The following is an 18,772-nucleotide window of genomic DNA, read 5'->3' on the forward strand; positions in this document are numbered from 1 at the left end:
TAGTGATACCAGTGCATGCGAAGACGGCACCCTTGTGCGCCCGAACTTAAGGCGTTGGCGGAATGCGGTGGGGTCTTGCATCCCAACTCTCGCCTGAGGAACCGAGCCGGTATCGATCTGTTGTTCGAAGACAACAAACTACGCTCAGCTTCATCATTCAGGGAGTGAAACAATGAGATTGGCCCTCGCCCTCGTCGCCGCACTCGCTTTCGGTACCATCGGCATAGGTGCCACCGGCGCCTCAGCGGCCAGCGGCAATTCTACGATGCAGACCGGCTCGAACGCGGATGGTGGCGGTGCCTCTAGCGGCAAGATGTCCGGTGGCAAGATGCAATCGAAGTCAATGAAGAAAAAGAAGATGTAAGCGGCGAGACTGCCGACGCATCGAGGGCGCCCGCGGGCGCCCTTTTTCGTTTCACCTGCGTTCCCGGAGCCCCTCGTCGATGCCGCCGCGACTCGTTCTGCCGTGCCTCCTGCTGATGACGCTGCTCGGTATCTCCCAGCACGCCGCGGCCCGCCCGGAGCCTGCAACGAAGCCGCGGCCCGCGGCACGGCTGAGTACGGAGGGTTGGGTATCGATGGTAGTGACCAAGATCAGCCGGGCTGGCGAGAAATCGGCCACCGCAACGCCCGGCGGCAAGGTGACGATCCGTGTCCGCATCGCCGCGGACGGCACCCTGGAAGGCGCCGCGATCGAAGAAAGCTCCGGTTCCCCGGCTCTCGACGCCCGTGCCCTTCAAGCTGCCGAAGCCGCCTCTCCGTTCGCACCGCCACCGGAGAAGCTGCTGACGTTGGAGGGGTTTACGGAACTGGCTTTTCCTGTGGAGCTTGGACGGCCGGATTGAGTGAGGCGTCACGCGCTTGACTCCGGCTCCCCACACCCTGGAAAGCGCCACGGGCGGACGCGGCATTCTCCGGGGGCGACGATGCAAATAATTGAGACGGCGCTTTCTGGAGTGAAGCGTGTGATCCCTGGGCGGCACGGCGACAACCGGGGCTGGTTTTCCGAGGTGTACCGGGCCGATCGGCTGGCGCAGGCCGGCATCGCCAACCTGTTCGTACAGGACAACCAGTCCTTCTCGGCCCCGGCCGGGACGCTGCGCGGCCTGCACTTCCAGACCCCGCCGGCGGCACAGGCGAAGCTCGTGCGGGTGCTCGCCGGTGCGATCCTCGACGTGGCGGTCGACATCCGGCGCAGTTCGCCCACCTTCGGGAAGTACGTCGCGGTACGCCTCGATGCGGAGGGCGGCGAGCAGCTCTTCGTGCCGCACGGCTTCGCCCACGGCTTCTGCACCCTGGAGCCGAACACCATGGTCGCCTACAAGGTCGATGCCTATTACAGCCCGGCTCACGACCGGGCCATCGCCTGGAACGATCCCGAGATCGGCATCAGTTGGCCGGTCGGCGAGGCCGAGGCGTCGCTCTCGGCCAAGGACAGGGCCGCGCCGCGCCTCGCTGATGCCCCGGAGCTGTTCTAACTGGCGGCAGGGCTGCGCCGCGGCCGACGGAGAGACCTGGAATGCGCATCATCGTGACCGGCGGCTGCGGCTTCATCGGCTCGGCCCTCGTCCTGCATCTCGTTCAGGATCTCGGCCACGAGGTGCTGACGCTCGACGCGCTGACCTATGCCGCCAACCCGATCTCGCTCGCGCCGCTCGATGGCAGCGAGCGGCATCGGCTGGTGCAGGCCGACATCTGCGATCCGGCCCGGGTCCACGCCCTGTTTGCCGAGTTCGCGCCCCAAGCGGTGATGCATCTGGCCGCCGAGAGCCATGTCGACCGCTCGATCACCGATCCGGGCGCGTTCGTGCGCACCAATGTCGTCGGCACGCAGGTGATGCTCGATGGCGCCAGGACGTATTGGGAGGGCTTGCCGGAGGAGAGGCGCGCGGCCTTCCGCTTCCTCCACGTCTCCACCGACGAGGTCTACGGCTCGCTGCCCGAGGGCGCCTTCTTCACCGAGGAGAGCCGCTACGATCCGCGCTCGCCCTACTCGGCCTCGAAAGCGGCCTCCGACCACCTCGCACGCGCCTGGCACGAGACCTACGGCCTGCCGGTCTTGGTGACGAACTGCTCGAACAATTATGGGCCGCGCCACTTCCCGGAGAAGCTGATCCCGCTGATGATCCTCAACGCGCTGGAGGGCAAAGCCCTGCCGGTCTACGGCGACGGCCTGAACGAGCGCGACTGGATCCATGTCGAGGATCACGCCCGGGGCTTGGTCGCCGTGCTGGAGCGGGGCCGGGTCGGCGAGACCTATCTGCTGGGCGGCCGCTCGGTGCAGAACAACCTCGCCACGGTGAAGGGGATCTGCGCCGCCTTCGATCGGCTTCGTCCCGCCCGCGCGCCGCATGACACGTTGATCCACTTCGTCACCGACCGGCCCGGCCACGACCGGCGCTACGCCATCGACTGCTCCAAGGCGGAAGCCGAGCTCGGCTGGCGGCCTCAGAAGGTGTTCGAGGCGGCGCTGGAGGAGACGGTGCGCTGGTATCTCGACAACGAGCGCTGGTGGCGGCCGATCCGCGAGGGCCGCTACACCGGCGAGCGCCTCGGGCTCGCGCCGGCCAAGCAAGCCTGAGCAATCGCGCGATGGACATCCTCATCCTCGGCGGAGCCGGACAGGTCGGCACGGAGCTCCAGGCCTATGCCTGGCCGGAGGGCGTGCGGGTGCATGCGCCCGCCCGCGCGGCGCTCGACATCACCAGCGAGGCCGCGGTGGCGGGCATCATCGCGGAGCGTGACTGGGCGGCGGTGATCAACACGGCCGCCTATACGGCCGTCGACAGGGCCGAGAGCGAGGTGGCGGCCGCCTGGCGGCTCAACGCGCTGGCGCCGGCCATCCTCGCCGCCGAGACGGCACGCAGGGCCATCCCGCTGGTCCATGTCTCGACGGACTACGTGTTCGACGGGTCCGGCAGCGGCGCCTACGAGCCGGACGCCCCGATCGGTCCCACCAGCGTGTACGGAGCAAGCAAGGCGGCCGGCGAGATGGCGGTTCGCACCGGCAATCCGCGCCATGCGGTTCTGCGCACCGCCTGGGTGGTCAGCCCGCACCGGGGCAACTTCGTGAAGACCATGCTGCGGCTCTCGGGCGAGCGCGACAGGCTCACGGTGGTGAACGATCAGCACGGTTGCCCGACCTCGGCTGCCGACCTTGCCGCGGCTTTGGCCACGATCGCCCTGCGCCTCGCCGAAGACCCGGACGCGCCAACCGGCACATTCCACTGCGTCAATGCGGGCGCCACGACCTGGCACGGCTTTGCCGAGGCCATCGTTGCGGGCAACGCCCGCCGCGGGGGCCGCCTGATCCCGGTCGAGGGCATCCCGACAAGTGCCTATCCGACACCGGCACGACGCCCGGCCAACTCGCAGCTCTCGACGGCCACCTTGAGCACTGCCTACGGCATCACCCCACGGTCCTGGCAGGCGGCGCTCGACGACATCCTCGACCGGCTCGTCGGGCCGCCGACAGACACGACACGAGACATCACAAAGGCCATTCCATGAAGGGCATCGTCCTCGCCGGCGGCTCCGGCACGCGGCTGCATCCGGCGACGCTTGCCATCAACAAGCAGCTCTTGCCCGTCTACGACAAGCCGATGATCTACTACCCCGTCTCGGTGCTGATGCTCGCCGGCATCCGCGAGATCCTGATCATCTCCTCGCCGGAGCATCTCGGCAACTACCAGCGCCTGCTGGGTTCGGGCGAGCAGTTCGGGCTGAGCTTCTCCTACGCGGTACAGCCGCGGCCGGAGGGCCTGGCCCAGGCCTTCATCATCGGCCGGGACTTTGTCGGAACCGACCCCGTCGCGCTGGTGCTCGGTGACAACCTGTTCTTCGGCTCAGGCATGAGCGAGCTGCTGCGCTCGGCGGCCGAGCGGAAAGAGGGCGCCACCGTCTTCGCCTACCATGTCGATCACCCGGAGGCCTACGGCGTGGTCAGCCTGGACAAGCAGGGTCGGCCCGTGAAGCTCGTCGAGAAGCCGCGGCAGCCGGAGAGCCCCTGGGCGGTGACGGGGCTCTACTTCTACGACAACCAGGTCGTCGACATCGCGGCACAGGTGACCCCGTCCGAGCGGGGCGAGCTTGAGATCACGAGCGTCAACCAGGCCTATCTCGATCGCGGCCAGCTTCATGTCGAGACGATGAGCCGGGGCTATGCCTGGCTCGACACCGGCACGCATGACAGCCTCTTGGAGGCCTCCGAGTTCGTGCGCACGCTGCAGAACCGGCAAGGTCTCCAGGTTGCCTGCCTCGAAGAGATCGCCTACCTGCAAGGCTTCATCACCCGCGAGCAGCTCGTCGCCCGCGGCGAACTCTTCGCCAAGACAAACTACGGGAAAAGCCTCCTCAGGCTCGCACGCGAAGTGAGTGCGGCGGACGCGGCCGACTGACGCCCCTCCGGTCTCAGCCCGAATATCCGGTGATAGGCCTCAGCGAGAGCTGACGTTTGCGGCCTCAGGGCGGTGGTTTATCACGCGCACCCCGGACGATGTGGCGTGAGTGGAAGGCGACCGGCCAGCCAGCGCGTTAGGATGACGGCATACCTAGGGCAAGCGAGGCATATGGAGCGGGTCGTCAATCCCTAATGCCCACTATGATGCGAGAGACGGTGCCATCTGTCCAACGCCCGCGCGGGTGCGACATGCTGCGGCAGGGAGACTTTTTCGTGCGGCGCCCGAGATCTCTCCTTCACCTCGATGATATGCCGGAGCCCTCATGAGCGACACACCTGCCCTCGACATCACCGCGCGCCGCCTCGCCGAGGGCACCTACTCGGCCTATGCTCAGCAGGCCTCCGGCTCAATCCACCCTCAGCATGAGCAGACGCTGCTCACCCGCCTCGCCGAGGCGGCACGCCCGGCGGTGGCGGACAGTCCCGGTGCCACGGTGAACGCCCTGAACGCTGCTCTCGATGCTTTCGAGCAGGCCGAACCGGGAATCCGCGGGCCGCGCCTGGCCGCGGCGGATGTGGCGACGGGGGAGGTGCGGCTGGCGACGGGGTGAAGACCGCTTCCACTAACTTCGTCCCAAGATTGCGCTTACCGCCTGATCAAGTGGCGGCGGGACGAGAGCCTATCCCTCAGGCGCGGTCGAGCCACGCCGCCAGGATTTTCGGTCGCCGGCGCGGGACAAGATTTGAGCCCGCGAGCAGGGCGGCGCGCCGGACGAGGTCACCCGGGCGCGGACGCGCGACGCCGATCAGGCCTTCGACGAGGGACCGCAGGCGGTCGTTCGGCTTTGCGCGCGACCGTTGCATGCGAGCGAGCGAGACATCCGGCCGGGCCGTACCGACGAAGCGGTCGATGCTGCGGATCCAGCCCTCGCGGGGCAAATCGCCGGCCTCTAGGCAGAGCAGCCAGTCGCGGCGCGCTGCTCGGGCGGCTGCCCTCAACGGGCTCTCTGCGCCACTGACAACGAGGGCGGCACCCGACCCATCGGCGATGGTCTCCAGCGCCTCAGAACCTTTTGCCGACACGATGACCGCGTCGGCCACGAGCCCTGCCGCCACGCCATCGACCAAGGCGGTCAGCGTATCGGCGAGCTGCTCCACCGCCTCCGGCTCGTCGGGTTGGGCCACGAGGATTAGGGCCGAGATCATCCAGCGCCCATAACGCATTTTTTCGCGAGACCAAGCGGCTTTGGACCAGTGTCGCCGGAATCCCGGGCAAATCCCCATGATGCCCACATTATGGGCATCGATCCGCTCCAGTGTTCACTTTATGTTCTAGCTTGTCTGATGCTGAGACCGAAGTGGCGATGGCCTTCTCGAAACCTGACTCCGGGACGAAGGCGCGGCGGACCGCTGGGACGCGGCTTCAGCCTGAGCTTCGGCCCGGACGCGGCGCGACAGCCAATCCCACCGGGCGTTTCGAACAAGCCTTCCGCGAGGATTTCGACGACGGCTGGGGGACGCCAGCCGCCAACATTGCGGATGAGCCTATCGATGATGATGCCGTGCTTGTGCGGAGGCCGATGCTCACGCCCGCCCGCACCTCCGTGAGCAGGGAAGCGGCCCGGACATTGATCACCTACAACACCTCGCCCGACATCGGCTTCGATCGTTCGATCAATCCCTACCGCGGCTGCGAGCACGGCTGCATCTACTGCTTCGCGCGGCCGAACCATGCCTATGTCGGACTCTCGCCAGGTCTGGATTTCGAGACGAAACTGTTCGCGAAGTCCGGCGCGGTCGCTGCCCTGGAGCAGGATCTTTCGCGCCCGACTTATATGCCCCGCACCGTCGCGCTCGGCACGGCAACCGATCCGTACCAGCCGATCGAGCGTGAGCACCGCTTGACGCGTGGGGTGCTGGAGGTGCTCGCGCGCTTCCACCATCCCGTCGGCATCGTCACGAAATCCAGCCTCGTTCTGCGCGACCGCGACATCCTCTCAGCGATGGCGGCAGACGGCCTCGTCAAGGTCGCGATCTCGCTGACCACGCTCGATGCCGAGCTGGCCCGTCGCATGGAGCCGCGCGCGCCGCATCCGCAGAAGCGTCTCGCTGCCATCCGTGGTCTCTCCGAGGCTGGCATTCCGGTGATGGTGATCATGGCTCCCATCATCCCCTCCATCAACGACCATGAGATCGAAGCCGTGTTGGAGGCGGCCCGGAAGGCCGGCGCGATTGAAGCAAACTACGTCCTGCTGCGGCTGCCGCACGAGCTCGACGGGCTCGTCAGCGACTGGTTCGCCGAGCATTATCCGGGCCGACGCAACCACGTCTTCTCTCTGCTCGGGCAAGCCCGTGGCGGTAGGAGCTACGATTGTCAGTGGGGCACCCGGATGATCGGCGAGGGGCCCTATGCCGACCTCATCCGCCTCCGCTTCCGCCTAGCCAAGACCCGGCTCGACTATGCGCAGCAGCCGTTTCGGCAGCGTGTCGACCTGTTTCGCCGGCCGGAGAAGCCGGGCGATCAGCTCAACCTGCTCTGAGCCTCAGAACCGGCGCGTGAAACTCACGCGGTGATGGGGGCTGCGGCCCTGCGCCGTCAGCCCGGCGAGATGGGCCGCAGTGCCGTAGCCGGCATTGCGCTCCCAGGCATAGGCCGGATGGCGGAGCGATAGCCGCCGCATCACCTCGTCCCGGCATGTCTTGGCGACGATGGAGGCGGCGGCGATCTGCGGGATCTTTCGATCACCGCCGACGACAGCCCGGCAGGGCAGGGGAAGGCCCGGCACGATATCGCGGCCATCTACCAGTACGGGAGCATCGACCCCGAGCCGGGTCACGGCACGGCGCATGGCATCGAGAGTCGCGGCGCGTACGTTGATCCGGTCGACCAGCCCGCAGGAGGCGGCCGCGAGGGCGACCTGGGCATGGGCGCGGATCAGCGGCGTCAGCGCCTTGCGCGTGGCCCGGTCGAGGCGCTTGCTGTCGTCGAGCCGAGCGAGCAGGTGCGGCGGAAACAGCAGCGGGTTGAACCAGATGGCCGCGACCATGACGGGCCCGCATAAGGCCCCGCGGCCGACCTCGTCGCAGCCAATCACGGCAGGATACTTGGCGACCTGGGCAGGATCGAAGGGACGCATGGAGCTTGGAGCTCGAGGAGACGGGAGAAGGCTTCTTGCATCCCGGCGGGCCTGCGTCACCCGAGTTCGACGATCCTCGTCGGCTGCCTGTTGCGCTGGGCCGCCCGCATCAACCCGACCGCATGGGCCATCTCGATGTTGCGGTAGAATTGGCGCGCACTCTCGGCCCAGCTATGGCGCAAGGCCTCCTCGCGGCAGCGCTCACGCGGAATTTCCAAGGCGGCGAGGGCAGCCGCACGCAAGTCGTCGTCGAGCACGCCGGCGCCGGTTCCCGAGAGGACATCCAGGGGACCGGTCACTGGAAAGGCCGCCACCGGCAGGCCGCAGGCCAAGGCCTCCAGCAGCACGATGCCAAAGGTATCGGTGAGGCTTGGGAAGACGAAGACGTCGGCGGCCGCGTAGATCCGGGCCAACTCCTCGCCCGTCTTGATGCCGAGGAACCGCGCTTCGGGGTGCAGCCCCTGCAGGCGTGCCCGATCCGGCCCGTCGCCGACAACCACCTTGGTGCCCGGCAGGTCGAGCCCGAGGAAAGCCGAGATGTTTTTCTCGACGGCGACGCGCCCAACGAACAGGAAGATCGGTCCAGGGATGCCGGCCAACGCATCGCTCACCTGGGGGCGGAACAGCTCGGTGTCGACGCCGCGGGTCCAGGTCATCAGGTTCGCGAAGCCGCGGGCGGTGAGCTCGCGCTTCAGCGAGGCCGTGCTCACCATGGTACCGCTCGCTGCTGCGTGGAAGCGGCGCAGCCAGGCGTAGCTCCAGCGTTTCGGCACAGGTGCGCGGGCCGCAAGGTATTCGGGAAAGCGGGTATGGTAGCTCGTTGTGAAGGGTCGCCCCCTGGCGAGGCAGGCACGCCGCGCCGCGTAGCCGATCGGCCCCTCGGTGGCGATGTGGACATGGGTCGGCGCATGGCCATCGAAGGCCCGGATGAGGCCGGCCCGAGTCACGAAGGAGAGCCGGATCTCGGTGTAGCCCGGCATCGGCACCGAGCGGAAATCCTGCGGCGTCAGGAAGATCGGCTCCACGCCCTGCGCCTCGCCTGCACGCACCATCTGCTCAAGCGACCGCACGACCCCGTTCACCTGGGGGTGCCAAGCATCCGTGGCGATCAGCAGCCTCACGCGACGGCCCGGGACGGGGTATCGACGCCATGCGCGGCCTGCGTCGGGGCGGCGGCCCGCTCCCGCAGCATGCTGGGATAGTGCAGCACCTCCATGCGGCCGTCGTAATGCTCGACCGCCGCCGTGCAGGATTCCACCCAGTCACCCGTGTTGATGTAGGTGAAGCCGTCGATGTCGCGGTTCATGGCATGGTGGATGTGACCGCAGACCACGCCGTCGACGCCCTGCCGTCGCGCCTCGCCGACCAGGAACTCCTCGAACCTACCGATAAAGTTGACGGCGTTCTTGACCTTCAGCTTCGCCCAGGCGGAGAGCGACCAGTAGGACAGGCCGAGGCGCCGTCGCACCTTGTTGAGGACGGTATTGATTGTGAGCGCGGCCGTGTAGGCGCCGTCGCCGAGATGGGCGAGCCACTTTGAATGGCGCACCACCATGTCGAACTGGTCGCCATGGATCACGAGGTAGCGCCTATCGTCGGCGCCGACATGGATGTGGCTCTCGGCAAGCTCGACGCCGCCGAAGGTGGTGCCGATATAATCGCGCAGGAACTCGTCGTGGTTGCCCGGGATGTAGACGACGTGGGCGCCCTTGCGCACCTTACGCAGAAGCTTCTGCACCACGTCGTTATGAGCCTGAGGCCAGTACCAGCTCGATCGCAGCTGCCATCCATCGACAATATCGCCGACGAGGTAGATTGTGTCCGCTTCGACCTCGCGCAGGAAGTCAAGCAACAGCCCCGCCTGACAGCCCTTGGTGCCGAGATGCGTGTCGGACAGAAAGAGTGTGCGCACGCGGAGCGTCTCTTCCATATTCTCCGCCACCCGCTCCTCCCCACCTTTCCGGGTATGGAGCCAAACCGAAATCCCGTATCAGTTTGATGACGCTGGTCGCGTATAAGCACGGCGGCCAGGGTCATGCGTGGCATTAATGCTGGATCAGCGCTCGGCGCGGGGAAATTCTTTTTGCCATCCGCTTGAGTTTTTTGAGTTTTCCTTTCGGCTACAGGGCAGGCATCATCGGCTCAACGAGATTCATGGCGGTCTGTCGGCTGGGCGCCGGCGGGTGCCATGGCAACGGCCGGTCCCCTTTAACGGGATAGGAACGCTCGACACTCTCGCCGTGCCCTTGAAGATGGGCTGCGGCTGAGGCATCGAGCGCAGCGAGAATTCGGAGGCGACCGGCGTGGACAGCACGCCGCGACGCGATCGGCACCCGCCGGTTCGCTGCTCCGTAACTCGCAGTGTTTCCGGCAGGCCGAGGGACGTCGTCGGGACAGGCAGGATCTGCAAAGACGCGGAACCGATGCAGGTCTAGAACGCGTCCGACGGAACGATGGCGCCCGCCGAAACGGGGTCTTACAGCCGTCCGACTGCGGGATTGAATTCACGGTGGGGATGGCCCACCACGACGTGATGACAGGATCGGGCTTGATGCCCGGCCGGTAAAGACAGGATTTGGAGGATACACTCATGGCGGCAACGAGACGGCCTGGTCGCAACCACCTCTTCGTTCCGGGTCCGACGAACATCCCGGACCGCGTGCAACGTGCGATGCTGGTGCCCTCCGAGGATCACCGCTCTGTCGATTTCCCCGCGCTGACCAAGCCGCTGTTCCAGGACACCAAGAAGGTGTTCGGGTCGACCGACGGCACCGTCATCCTGTTCCCGGCCTCCGGCACGGGCATCTGGGAATCGGCGCTGACCAATACGCTGGCGCGTACCAACAAGGTGCTCACCTCGCGCTTCGGCCAGTTCAGCCACCTCTGGATCGACATGGCCAAGCGCATTGGCCTCGACGTGATCGTCCAGGAAGAGGCCTGGGGTACCGGCGCCGATCCGGCCAAGATTGAGCAGGCCCTGCGCGAGGACAAGAACCACGAGATCAAGGCCGTCATGGTTGTCCATAACGAGACCGCCACCGGCGTGACCTCGGATATCGGCGCCGTGCGCAAAGCGATCGACGCTGCTGGCCACCCGGCCCTGCTCTTCGTCGACGGGGTGTCCTCGATCGGTTCGCTGCCGTTCTACGCCGACGAGTGGAAGGTCGATTGCGCCATCGCCGGTTCGCAGAAGGGTCTGATGCTGCCGGCCGGCCTTGGTGTCATCTGCATCAGCCCGAAGGCGCTCAAGGCCTCCGAGGCGCTTCGCGGCAACAATGACCGTCTCGCCCATGTCTATTTCGACTGGGAGGACATGATGAAGCAGAACCCGGCAGGCTACTTCCCCTACACGCCGTCGGTTCCGCTGCTCTACGGCCTGCGCGAGGCGCTCGCCTGCCTCAACGAGGAAGGTCTCGAGAACGTCTACCACCGTCACCACGTGCTCGGTGAGGCGACCCGTCAGGCTGTCGCGGCCTGGGGTCTCAAGACTTGCGCCAAGGAGCCCAAGTGGAACTCCGACACCGTCACCGCGATCGTGGTGCCGGAGGGTGTCGACGCCGCCGCGATCATCAAGCACGCCTTCGTCCGCTACAACCTCGCGCTCGGCGCCGGTCTGTCAGAGGTCGCCGGCAAGGTCTTCCGTATTGGCCATGTCGGTGACCTGAACGAGCTGTCGCTCCTCGGCGCCATCGCCGGTGCCGAAATGTCCATGATCGACAACGGCGTGAAGGTGACCCCGGGCTCGGGCGTCGCAGCGGCTTCGAGCTACCTGCGCGAGAACCCGCTTTTCAAGTCGTAATACTGCGCTTCGGGGCCGATCCGGTCGGCCCCGAAGCATACCCTGACTGACATCATCAAGAACGCTCGGGCGGACGCCACCGCCACGGGCCCATGACAGGGATCACCGATGACCAAGAAAGTCGTCTTCCTCGACCGCGAATCCCTCGACGCGAAGGTGCGGAGCTTCAGCTTCCCGCACGACTACAAGGAATACGACTCGACCTGGACGCCCGAGGAGATCATCGAACGCCTGAAGGGCGCCGAGATCGCTTTGATCAATAAGGTTCCGATGCGGGCCGACGTCCTCAAGCAGCTGCCGGACCTCAAACTCATCGCCGTTGCCGCCACCGGAACCGACGTGGTCGACAAGAAGCAGGCGAAAGAGCAAGGCATCACGGTCGTCAACATCCGCAACTACGCCTTTAACACTGTGCCCGAGCACGTGATCGGGCTGATGTTCGCGCTGCGCCGCGCCATCGTTCCCTATGCGAACTCGGTTCGCCGGGGCGATTGGAACAAGTCGAGCCAGTTCTGCTACTTCGACTATCCGATCCATGACATTGCCGGCTCGACGCTCGGCATCGTCGGCTACGGTGCGCTGGGGAAATCGATCGGCAAGCGGGCCGAGGCGCTCGGCATGAAGGTCATCGCTTACGATGTCTTCGACCAGCCGGGCCTCGTCGATTTCGACACCATCTTGCGCGACAGCGATGTCATCACACTGCACGTGCCGCTGACGCCCGACACCAAGGGCATGATCGGCGCAGAGCAGCTGAGGAAGATGAAGAAGCACGCGCTTCTCATCAACACGGCCCGCGGCGGCCTCGTCGACGAACAGGCTCTGGTCGAGGCGCTGAAGAACGGCACGATCGGTGGCGCTGGCTTCGACGTGGTGGCGCAGGAGCCGCCGAAGGATGGCAACATCCTCTGCGAGCAGGATCTGCCGAACCTCATCGTCACCCCGCACGTCGCCTGGGCCTCGAAAGAGGCGATGCAGATCCTCGCCGATCAGCTCGTCGACAACGTCGAGGCCTGGGTCGCCGGCAAGCCGCAGAACGTCGTCGAGGCGTAGTGGTGCTGTTGGGGGCGGTGCCCAAGCTCCTCATATTGAGGAGCCGCCGTGAAGCCCAGCACCACGCTTTGTCTGAGGCGGAGGGCCGAGGGATGAAACGAACGGTCGAGCTTGCTTCGAGGCTCCTTCGGAGCACCTCAGCGGAGGATTGTTGCGGGTTCGGCCCACGGATGAACGAGGCCGTTTGATCGGCCAAAAGAAGAACTGCTCCGCGCCCGGCGCGGGCTCAATCGACCAGAGGAATTATGACCAAGAAGCTGCTCTTCCAATTCGACACGGATGCCGCTCCGAGCGTGTTCGACGTGGTCGTCGGCTATGATGGCGGCGCCGATCACATCACCGGATACGGCAACGTCACCCCCGAGAACGTCGGCGCCTATGTCGACGGCACCATCTACACCCGCGGTGGCCGGGAGAAGCAGTCGACGGCGATCTTCGTCGGTGGCGGCGACATGGCGGCCGGCGAGCGTGTGTTCGAGGCGGTGCAGAAACGCTTCTTCGGCCCGTTCCGCGTCTCTGTGATGCTCGATTCCAACGGCTCGAACACCACAGCCGCGGCCGGCGTCGCGCTTGCCGTCAAGGCGGCCGGCGGCTCGGTGAAGGGCAAGAAGGCCGTTGTTCTGGCCGGCACCGGCCCGGTCGGCATGCGCTCCGCGGCGCTTCTGGCCGGCGAAGGCGCTGAGGTCACGATCTGCGGACGCAAGCTCGACAAGGCCCAGGCCGCGGCCGATGCCATCAATCAGCGCTTCAAGGTCAACGTCAAAGCCGCCGAGACTCCGGATGACGCCTCGCGCGCCGCGATCATCAAGGGCCAGAACCTCGTCTTCGCGGCCGGCGCCATCGGGTTGGAACTGGTTCCGGCTGCCGCTTGGCAGAACGAGGCGTCCATCGAGATCGTCGCCGACTACAACGCCCAGCCCCCGCTCGGGATCGGCGGCATCGAGGCCACCGACAAGGCCAAGGACTACAACGGCAAGCTCGCCTTAGGCGCCCTCGGCATCGGCGGCCTCAAGCTCAAGCTGCATCGCGCCTGCATCGCAAAGCTCTTCGAGTCCAGCGAAGGCGTGTTCGACGCCGAGAACATCTACGCTCTCGCAAAAGAGATGGCCTGAGCCATGGCCAAGAACGAGACCATCGCGACGTTCCTCGACGGGCTGGCGAGTTCGGCCCCAACCCCTGGCGGCGGCGGTGCCGCCGCGATCTCCGGCGCCATGGGCGCGGCGCTGCTGTCGATGGTGTGTAACCTCACCATCGGCAAGAAGAAGTACGTCGAGGTCGAGGAAGAGCTGAAGGGCGTCCTTGCCAAATCCGAAGAACTGCGCGCGACGCTCACCGGCATGATCGCCGACGATGTCGAAGCCTTCGATGCGGTGATGGCGGCCTACGGGCTCCCGAAGAACACCGACGAGGAGAAGGCCGCGCGGGCAGAGAAGATCCAGGCGGCGCTGAAGGTCGCCACCGACGTTCCGCTTGCCTGCTGCCGGGTCTGCCGCGAGGTGATCGACCTCGCCGTGCCCGTCGCAGACAAGGGTAATCTCAACGTGATCTCCGATGCCGGCGTCGCCGTGCTCTCGGCCTTCGCAGGCCTGCGCAGCGCAGCGCTCAACGTCTACGTCAACGCCAAGGGTCTGGACGATCGCGCCTTCGCCGACGAGCGGCTCAAGGAACTCGAGGGCCTGCTCAGCGAAGCCTCGGCCATCAACGAGCGCGTCTACGAAGTCGTCAAGAACAAGCTCAGTTGAGCTGCCTCCCGCCATCGGCTCCGCTTTGAATGAATTCTGCAAACAACTGGCAGGCAAGCAAATTGAATTGCTAGAGAAGAAAAAGTTCAAGCGCAGGCAGCTTCACGTGAACTGACTTTTACGCGAGGATGCTTCGCAAAAGGAAACGCGGAGGAGGTCTTCGATGGACGTTCACGAGTATCAGGCCAAGGAGCTGCTCGCGAGCTTCGGCGTGGCCGTGGCCAAAGGTGCCGTCGCCTTCAGCCCCGACCAGGCCGTCTACGCGGCGACCGAGCTCGGCGGCTCGTTCTGGGCAGTGAAGGCGCAGATCCATGCCGGCGCTCGCGGCAAGGCCGGCGGAATCAAGTTGTGCCGGACCTATAACGAGGTCCGTGACGCCGCCAAGAACATGCTCGGCAAGCGTCTCGTCACTCTGCAGACCGGCCCCGAGGGCAAACCGGTCCAGCGTGTCTACGTCGAGACCGCCGACCCCTTCGATCGCGAGATCTATCTCGGCTACGTGCTGGACCGGAAGGCGGAGCGCGTGCGCGTCATCGCCTCCAAGCATGGCGGCATGGACATCGAGGAGATCGCCGAGAAGGACCCCGAGGCGCTCATCCAGGTCGTCGTCGAGCCGGCGGTGGGTCTGCAGCAGTTCCAGGCGCGCGAGATCGCCTTCCAGCTTGGCCTGAACATCAAACAGGTCTCGGCCGCCGTGAAGACGATCATGAACGCCTACCGGGCGTTCCGCGATTGCGACGGCACCATGCTCGAGATCAACCCGCTTGTGGTCACCAAGGATGACCGTGTGCTGGCGCTCGATGCTAAGATGTCCTTCGACGACAATGCCCTGTTCCGCCGCCGCAACATCGCCGATATGCACGATCCGTCGCAGAGCGATCCGCGCGAGGCGCAGGCCGCCGAGCACAACCTCAACTACATCGGCCTCGACGGTGAGATCGGCTGCATCGTCAACGGTGCTGGGCTCGCCATGGCCACCATGGACATGATCAAGCACGCCGGCGGCTCGCCCGCGAACTTCCTCGACGTCGGCGGTGGTGCCAGCCCTGAACGCGTCGCGACGGCCTTCCGCCTCGTTCTCTCGGACGACAACGTGAAGGTGATCCTCGTGAACATCTTCGCCGGCATCAACCGCTGCGACTGGATCGCCGAGGGTGTCGTTCAGGCGGCCAAGGAAGTGAAGCTCAGTGTACCGCTGGTGGTGCGCTTGGCGGGCACGAACGTCGAGGCCGGCAAGAAGATCCTCGAGGACTCGAAGCTCGACCTCATCACCGCCGACAGCCTAGCCGAAGCCGCTCGGAAAGCGGTCGAGGCCGGTAAGGCTGCCAAGCAATAAGCCTGAGACAAGGGAGGAGTTACGCCATGAGCATTCTCATCGACGAAAAGACCCCGATCCTGGTCCAGGGCATTACCGGCGACAAGGGTACGTTCCACGCCAAGGAGATGATCGAGTACGGCGCCAACGTTGTCGGCGGCGTGACGCCTGGAAAGGGCGGCAAGACCCATGTCGGCGTTCCGGTGTTCAACACCGTGAAGGATGCGGTGCGCGAGACGGGGGCGACCACCTCGATCACCTTCGTCGCGCCCCCCTTCGCCATGGACGCGATCATGGAGGCGGCTGATGCGGGCCTGAAGCTTGTCTGCTCGATCACCGACGGCATCCCGGCGCAGGACATGATGCGCGTGAAGCGCTACCTGATGCGCTATCCCAAAGAGCGTCGCACCATGGTGGTCGGCCCGAACTGCGCCGGCATTATCTCGCCCGGCAAGTCGATGCTCGGCATCATGCCCGGCCACATCTACAAGCAGGGCAATGTCGGCGTGATCTCGCGCTCCGGCACGCTCGGCTACGAGGCAGCCGCACAGCTTAAGGAACTCGGCATCGGCATCTCGACCTCGGTCGGCATCGGCGGTGACCCCATCAACGGCTCGTCCTTCCTCGACCACCTCGCCCTGTTCGAGCAGGATCCGGACACCCACGCCGTCCTGATCATCGGTGAGATCGGCGGTCCGCAGGAAGCCGAGGCCTCGGCCTGGATCAAGGAAAATTTCTCCAAACCGGTGGTTGGCTTCGTCGCCGGCCTCACCGCGCCGAAGGGACGCCGCATGGGCCACGCCGGCGCGATCATCTCCGCCTCTGGCGACAGTGCGGCAGAGAAGGCCGAGATCATGAGGAGCTACGGTCTGACCGTCGCGCCCGATCCAGGCTCGTTCGGCACGACCGTGGCCGAGGTGCTGAACCGGCGCAAGGCGGCGTAGCACCCGCCCAATCCTCCCCTCTGCGGGGAGGGTGCCTTGCGGATGCAAGGCGGGAGAGGGGAGAGCCCTCTTCTAGACCATTCGCACCCCTCTCGCGGCCCGCTTCGCGGGCCACCCTCTCCCGCAGAGGGGAGAGGGACTTTCACCGGCACCAGAGGTGACCAACCCATGATCGTCACCCTGCAAACCGCCCCGACCCCCGCCACCAGCGGCGACACTTTCGCGCCGCCCGTGATCACGGGCACCTCGTCGAAGGAAGCGCTCGACATCCTGTTCCATGCGCTCGTCGACGTCGCACGCCGTCACGAGCCGGAGCTGGAAGACGTGCTGCACGGCCGCGCCGATATCTCCCGGTACACGCCCGAGATGCTGGCGCGCGCCCTGCAAGTGCAGGGCATCTGGTTCCAGCTGCTCTCGATCGCCGAGCAGAACGCCGCCATGCGCCGGCGCCGGCATATCGAGCGCGACGAAGGTCGTGCAGCGCTCGGCGGATCCTTCGCCAAAGTGCTGGCGGAGGCCTCGGCCGACGGCATCGAGGCGCCACAAATCCATGCGCTCCTGAAGGAGCTGCGCATCCGCCCGACCATCACGGCGCACCCCACCGAGGGCAAGCGCGTCACGGTGCTCGAGAAGCTGCGCCGGATCTACCTCGTCCTACGCGAGTTGGAGTTGCCGCGCTGGACCGAGCGCGAGCGCAACGGCCTGATGAACGAGTTGCGCGACCAGATCGAGCTGGTCTGGATGACGGGCGAGCTGCACCTGGAGAAGGCCACCGTCGAGCGCGAGGTTGCCTGGGGCCTGCACTTCTTCGACGAGTCTCTCTTCGAGATGCTGCCCGAGATGCTCTACTCCCTGGAGGAGAGCTTGGCACAGTATTATCCGGACGAGACCTTCGAGGTGCCAGCCTTCTTCCAGTTCGGCTCCTGGATCGGCGGCGACCGCGACGGCAACCCCTACGTCACCGCTTCGGTTACGCGAGAGACGCTCCAGCGCAACGCGCTGGCCAGCCTGCGGCGCTATCGCGACCAGATCACCCATCTCGGCCGCGTCATCTCCATCACCGAACGCTCTCTCCCAACGCCTGACAGCTTCAAGACGGAACTCGCGGCGGCGCTCTCCGAGAGCGGTGACGGCCGCGCCATCGCCAACCGTAACCCGGGCGAGCCCTACCGCCAGTTCCTGACCTGCATCCTGCGCAAGCTCGAAGCCACGATCCAGCGCAACAAGGGCTCGCGCTCAACTGGGGCCGACTATCCGAGCGCCGACGGCCTAATCAACGATCTGCGGGTGCTGGAGCAGGGCCTAACGGACGCGAAATGCGGATCAATCGCCATCGACCTCGTGCGTCCGGTGCGCCGGATGGTCGAGATCTTTCGCTTCTCCACTGTCAGGCTCGATCTTCGCGAGAACACCACCCGCACCACCAAGACGCTGCAGGCGCTCTGGAAGCAGAAGATCGGCGATCGCAAGGTCATGCCGGCAGAGGATACGCCGGAATGGCGCGAGTGGCTGCTGACCGAACTCGGGCGCCCGCGCAATCCGGAAGCGACGTTCGACGACCTGCCCGACGACGCCCAGGAGACGCTCGCCACCTTCGCGCTGGTCGGAGAGATGCGGGAGCAACTCGATCGCGAGGCCTTCGGCAGCTTCATCCTGTCGATGACCCGCTCCACCAACGATGTGCTCGGCGCCTACCTGCTGGCCAAGGAAGCCGGGATCTTCCTCGACACCGCCGGCACCGAGATCTGCCCGTTGCCGATCGTGCCGCTCTTCGAAACGATCGACGACCTGCGTGCCGCTCCGTCCATCATGAAGGAGCTTCTCAACGTTCCTGTCGTGCGTCGTTCGACGCGCTGGCAGGGCGGCGTGCAGGAGGTCATGATCGGCTATTCCGACTCGAACAAGGATGGCGGCTTCATCGCCTCGAACTGGGAGCTGTCGAAGGCGCAGAGCCGGTTGACCGATCTCGGCAAGCAGGCCGGCGTGCCCATCGCCTTCTTCCACGGGCGCGGCGGCTCGGTGAGCCGCGGCGGCGTGCCGACGCGGCGCGGTATCCTCGCCCAGCCTCCCGGCTCGATCAACGGACGGTTCCGCACCACTGAGCAGGGGGAGGTGGTCTCGTTCAAATACGCCAACCGCGGCACCGCGGCCTACCAGATGGAGCTACTCGCCTCCTCAGTGTTGGAGCACGCACTACGATCCGAGCGCGAGACGCGGGGCCAGCCGCGCAACGAGTTCGACGACGTGCTGGAAGCGCTGTCGGGCGCCTCGCGCGCGGCCTACGTCAACCTGCTTCAGCACGACGGGCTGGTGGACTACTTCCAGCAGGCGAGCCCGCTCGACGAGATCTCGCTGCTCAATATCGGCTCGCGCCCGGCCCGCC

At 66.0% G+C, this 18,772-nt stretch carries 19 protein-coding genes; 15 read left to right on the forward strand and 4 right to left on the reverse strand.

The window, feature by feature from the left end; translation table 11 throughout:
* Window positions 1–172: 172 nt before the first annotated feature.
* The 7 genes from MGN01_RS20615 to MGN01_RS20645 all read left to right on the forward strand — a co-directional run bounded on the left by MGN01_RS20615 (window position 173) and on the right by MGN01_RS20645 (window position 5,010).
* Entirely contained in the window at window positions 173–364 is a 192-nt protein-coding gene (locus MGN01_RS20615; protein ID WP_147048714.1) for a hypothetical protein, read from the forward strand.
* A 79-nt stretch (window positions 365–443) separates the two neighbouring features.
* Complete coding sequence (locus tag MGN01_RS20620) at window positions 444–845, forward strand: energy transducer TonB family protein (RefSeq protein WP_147048715.1); 402 nt, start codon at window positions 444–446, stop codon at window positions 843–845.
* An 81-nt stretch (window positions 846–926) separates the two neighbouring features.
* The gene (gene rfbC, locus MGN01_RS20625; protein ID WP_147048716.1) at window positions 927–1,478 is read left to right on the forward strand and encodes a dTDP-4-dehydrorhamnose 3,5-epimerase; all 552 of its coding nucleotides are present in this window, start codon (window positions 927–929) and stop codon (window positions 1,476–1,478) included.
* A gap of 41 nt (window positions 1,479–1,519) precedes the next feature.
* Window positions 1,520–2,581, forward strand: a complete 1,062-nt coding sequence (gene rfbB / locus MGN01_RS20630) for a dTDP-glucose 4,6-dehydratase (RefSeq protein WP_147048717.1) — start codon at window positions 1,520–1,522, stop codon at window positions 2,579–2,581.
* 11 nt (window positions 2,582–2,592) lie between these two features.
* Window positions 2,593–3,510 carry a dTDP-4-dehydrorhamnose reductase gene (gene rfbD / locus MGN01_RS20635; protein WP_147048718.1) on the forward strand — a complete coding sequence of 306 codons (918 nt, stop codon included), beginning with the start codon at window positions 2,593–2,595 and terminating at the stop codon, window positions 3,508–3,510.
* On the forward strand, window positions 3,507–4,397 hold the full coding sequence (gene rfbA / locus MGN01_RS20640) for a glucose-1-phosphate thymidylyltransferase RfbA (RefSeq protein ID WP_147048719.1): 891 nt from the start codon (window positions 3,507–3,509) through the stop codon (window positions 4,395–4,397). Before rfbD ends, rfbA begins: the two co-directional genes overlap by 4 nt.
* A 325-nt stretch (window positions 4,398–4,722) precedes the next feature.
* Entirely contained in the window at window positions 4,723–5,010 is a 288-nt protein-coding gene (locus MGN01_RS20645; RefSeq protein ID WP_147048720.1) for a hypothetical protein, read from the forward strand.
* A 76-nt stretch (window positions 5,011–5,086) separates the two neighbouring features.
* Here MGN01_RS20645 and MGN01_RS20650 read toward each other — a convergent pair whose 3' ends face one another.
* Window positions 5,087–5,605 (reverse strand): hypothetical protein, encoded by a 519-nt coding sequence (locus tag MGN01_RS20650; protein WP_147048721.1) that lies wholly within the window; start codon window positions 5,603–5,605, stop codon window positions 5,087–5,089.
* 158 nt (window positions 5,606–5,763) lie between these two features.
* Between MGN01_RS20650 and MGN01_RS20655 the strand changes: the two genes are divergently transcribed.
* Entirely contained in the window at window positions 5,764–6,939 is a 1,176-nt protein-coding gene (locus tag MGN01_RS20655) for a PA0069 family radical SAM protein (RefSeq protein ID WP_147048722.1), read from the forward strand.
* Window positions 6,940–6,942: 3 nt separating this feature from the next.
* Here MGN01_RS20655 and rnhB read toward each other — a convergent pair whose 3' ends face one another.
* The 3 genes from rnhB to MGN01_RS20670 are packed head-to-tail and all read right to left on the reverse strand — an operon-like array spanning window position 6,943 to window position 9,466.
* Window positions 6,943–7,536 (reverse strand): ribonuclease HII, encoded by a 594-nt coding sequence (gene rnhB / locus MGN01_RS20660; RefSeq protein WP_147048723.1) that lies wholly within the window; start codon window positions 7,534–7,536, stop codon window positions 6,943–6,945.
* Window positions 7,537–7,592: 56 nt separating this feature from the next.
* The gene (locus MGN01_RS20665; protein WP_147048724.1) at window positions 7,593–8,657 is read right to left on the reverse strand and encodes a glycosyltransferase family 4 protein; all 1,065 of its coding nucleotides are present in this window, start codon (window positions 8,655–8,657) and stop codon (window positions 7,593–7,595) included.
* Complete coding sequence (locus MGN01_RS20670) at window positions 8,654–9,466, reverse strand: UDP-2,3-diacylglucosamine diphosphatase (protein ID WP_373319180.1); 813 nt, start codon at window positions 9,464–9,466, stop codon at window positions 8,654–8,656. The genes MGN01_RS20665 and MGN01_RS20670 overlap by 4 nt, the downstream gene beginning before the upstream one ends.
* A gap of 660 nt (window positions 9,467–10,126) precedes the next feature.
* Here MGN01_RS20670 and MGN01_RS20675 point away from each other — a divergent pair.
* The 7 genes from MGN01_RS20675 to MGN01_RS20705 all read left to right on the forward strand — a co-directional run.
* Window positions 10,127–11,335 (forward strand): aminotransferase class V-fold PLP-dependent enzyme, encoded by a 1,209-nt coding sequence (locus tag MGN01_RS20675; RefSeq protein ID WP_147048726.1) that lies wholly within the window; start codon window positions 10,127–10,129, stop codon window positions 11,333–11,335.
* Window positions 11,336–11,443: 108 nt separating this feature from the next.
* A complete protein-coding gene (locus MGN01_RS20680; RefSeq protein ID WP_147048727.1) occupies window positions 11,444–12,388 on the forward strand; it encodes a D-2-hydroxyacid dehydrogenase in 945 nt (314 codons plus the stop codon).
* Between the two features lie 245 nt (window positions 12,389–12,633).
* Window positions 12,634–13,500: an NADP-dependent methylenetetrahydromethanopterin/methylenetetrahydrofolate dehydrogenase gene (locus tag MGN01_RS20685; protein ID WP_147048728.1), complete on the forward strand. Its 867-nt coding sequence runs from the start codon at window positions 12,634–12,636 to the stop codon at window positions 13,498–13,500.
* A 3-nt stretch (window positions 13,501–13,503) separates the two neighbouring features.
* Window positions 13,504–14,130 carry a methenyltetrahydrofolate cyclohydrolase gene (fchA, locus tag MGN01_RS20690; protein ID WP_147048729.1) on the forward strand — a complete coding sequence of 209 codons (627 nt, stop codon included), beginning with the start codon at window positions 13,504–13,506 and terminating at the stop codon, window positions 14,128–14,130.
* A 163-nt stretch (window positions 14,131–14,293) separates the two neighbouring features.
* Window positions 14,294–15,466, forward strand: a complete 1,173-nt coding sequence (locus tag MGN01_RS20695) for a malate--CoA ligase subunit beta (RefSeq protein WP_147048730.1) — start codon at window positions 14,294–14,296, stop codon at window positions 15,464–15,466.
* Window positions 15,467–15,492: 26 nt separating this feature from the next.
* Entirely contained in the window at window positions 15,493–16,389 is an 897-nt protein-coding gene (sucD, locus tag MGN01_RS20700) for a succinate--CoA ligase subunit alpha (RefSeq protein ID WP_147048731.1), read from the forward strand.
* A gap of 168 nt (window positions 16,390–16,557) precedes the next feature.
* Window positions 16,558–18,772 (forward strand): phosphoenolpyruvate carboxylase (locus MGN01_RS20705; protein ID WP_147048732.1); only part of this gene is annotated, 2,215 nt, incomplete at its 3' end.

The organism is Methylobacterium gnaphalii, from assembly GCF_007992215.1.
In the GTDB taxonomy this organism is placed as follows: Bacteria; Pseudomonadota; Alphaproteobacteria; order Rhizobiales; family Beijerinckiaceae; genus Methylobacterium; species Methylobacterium gnaphalii.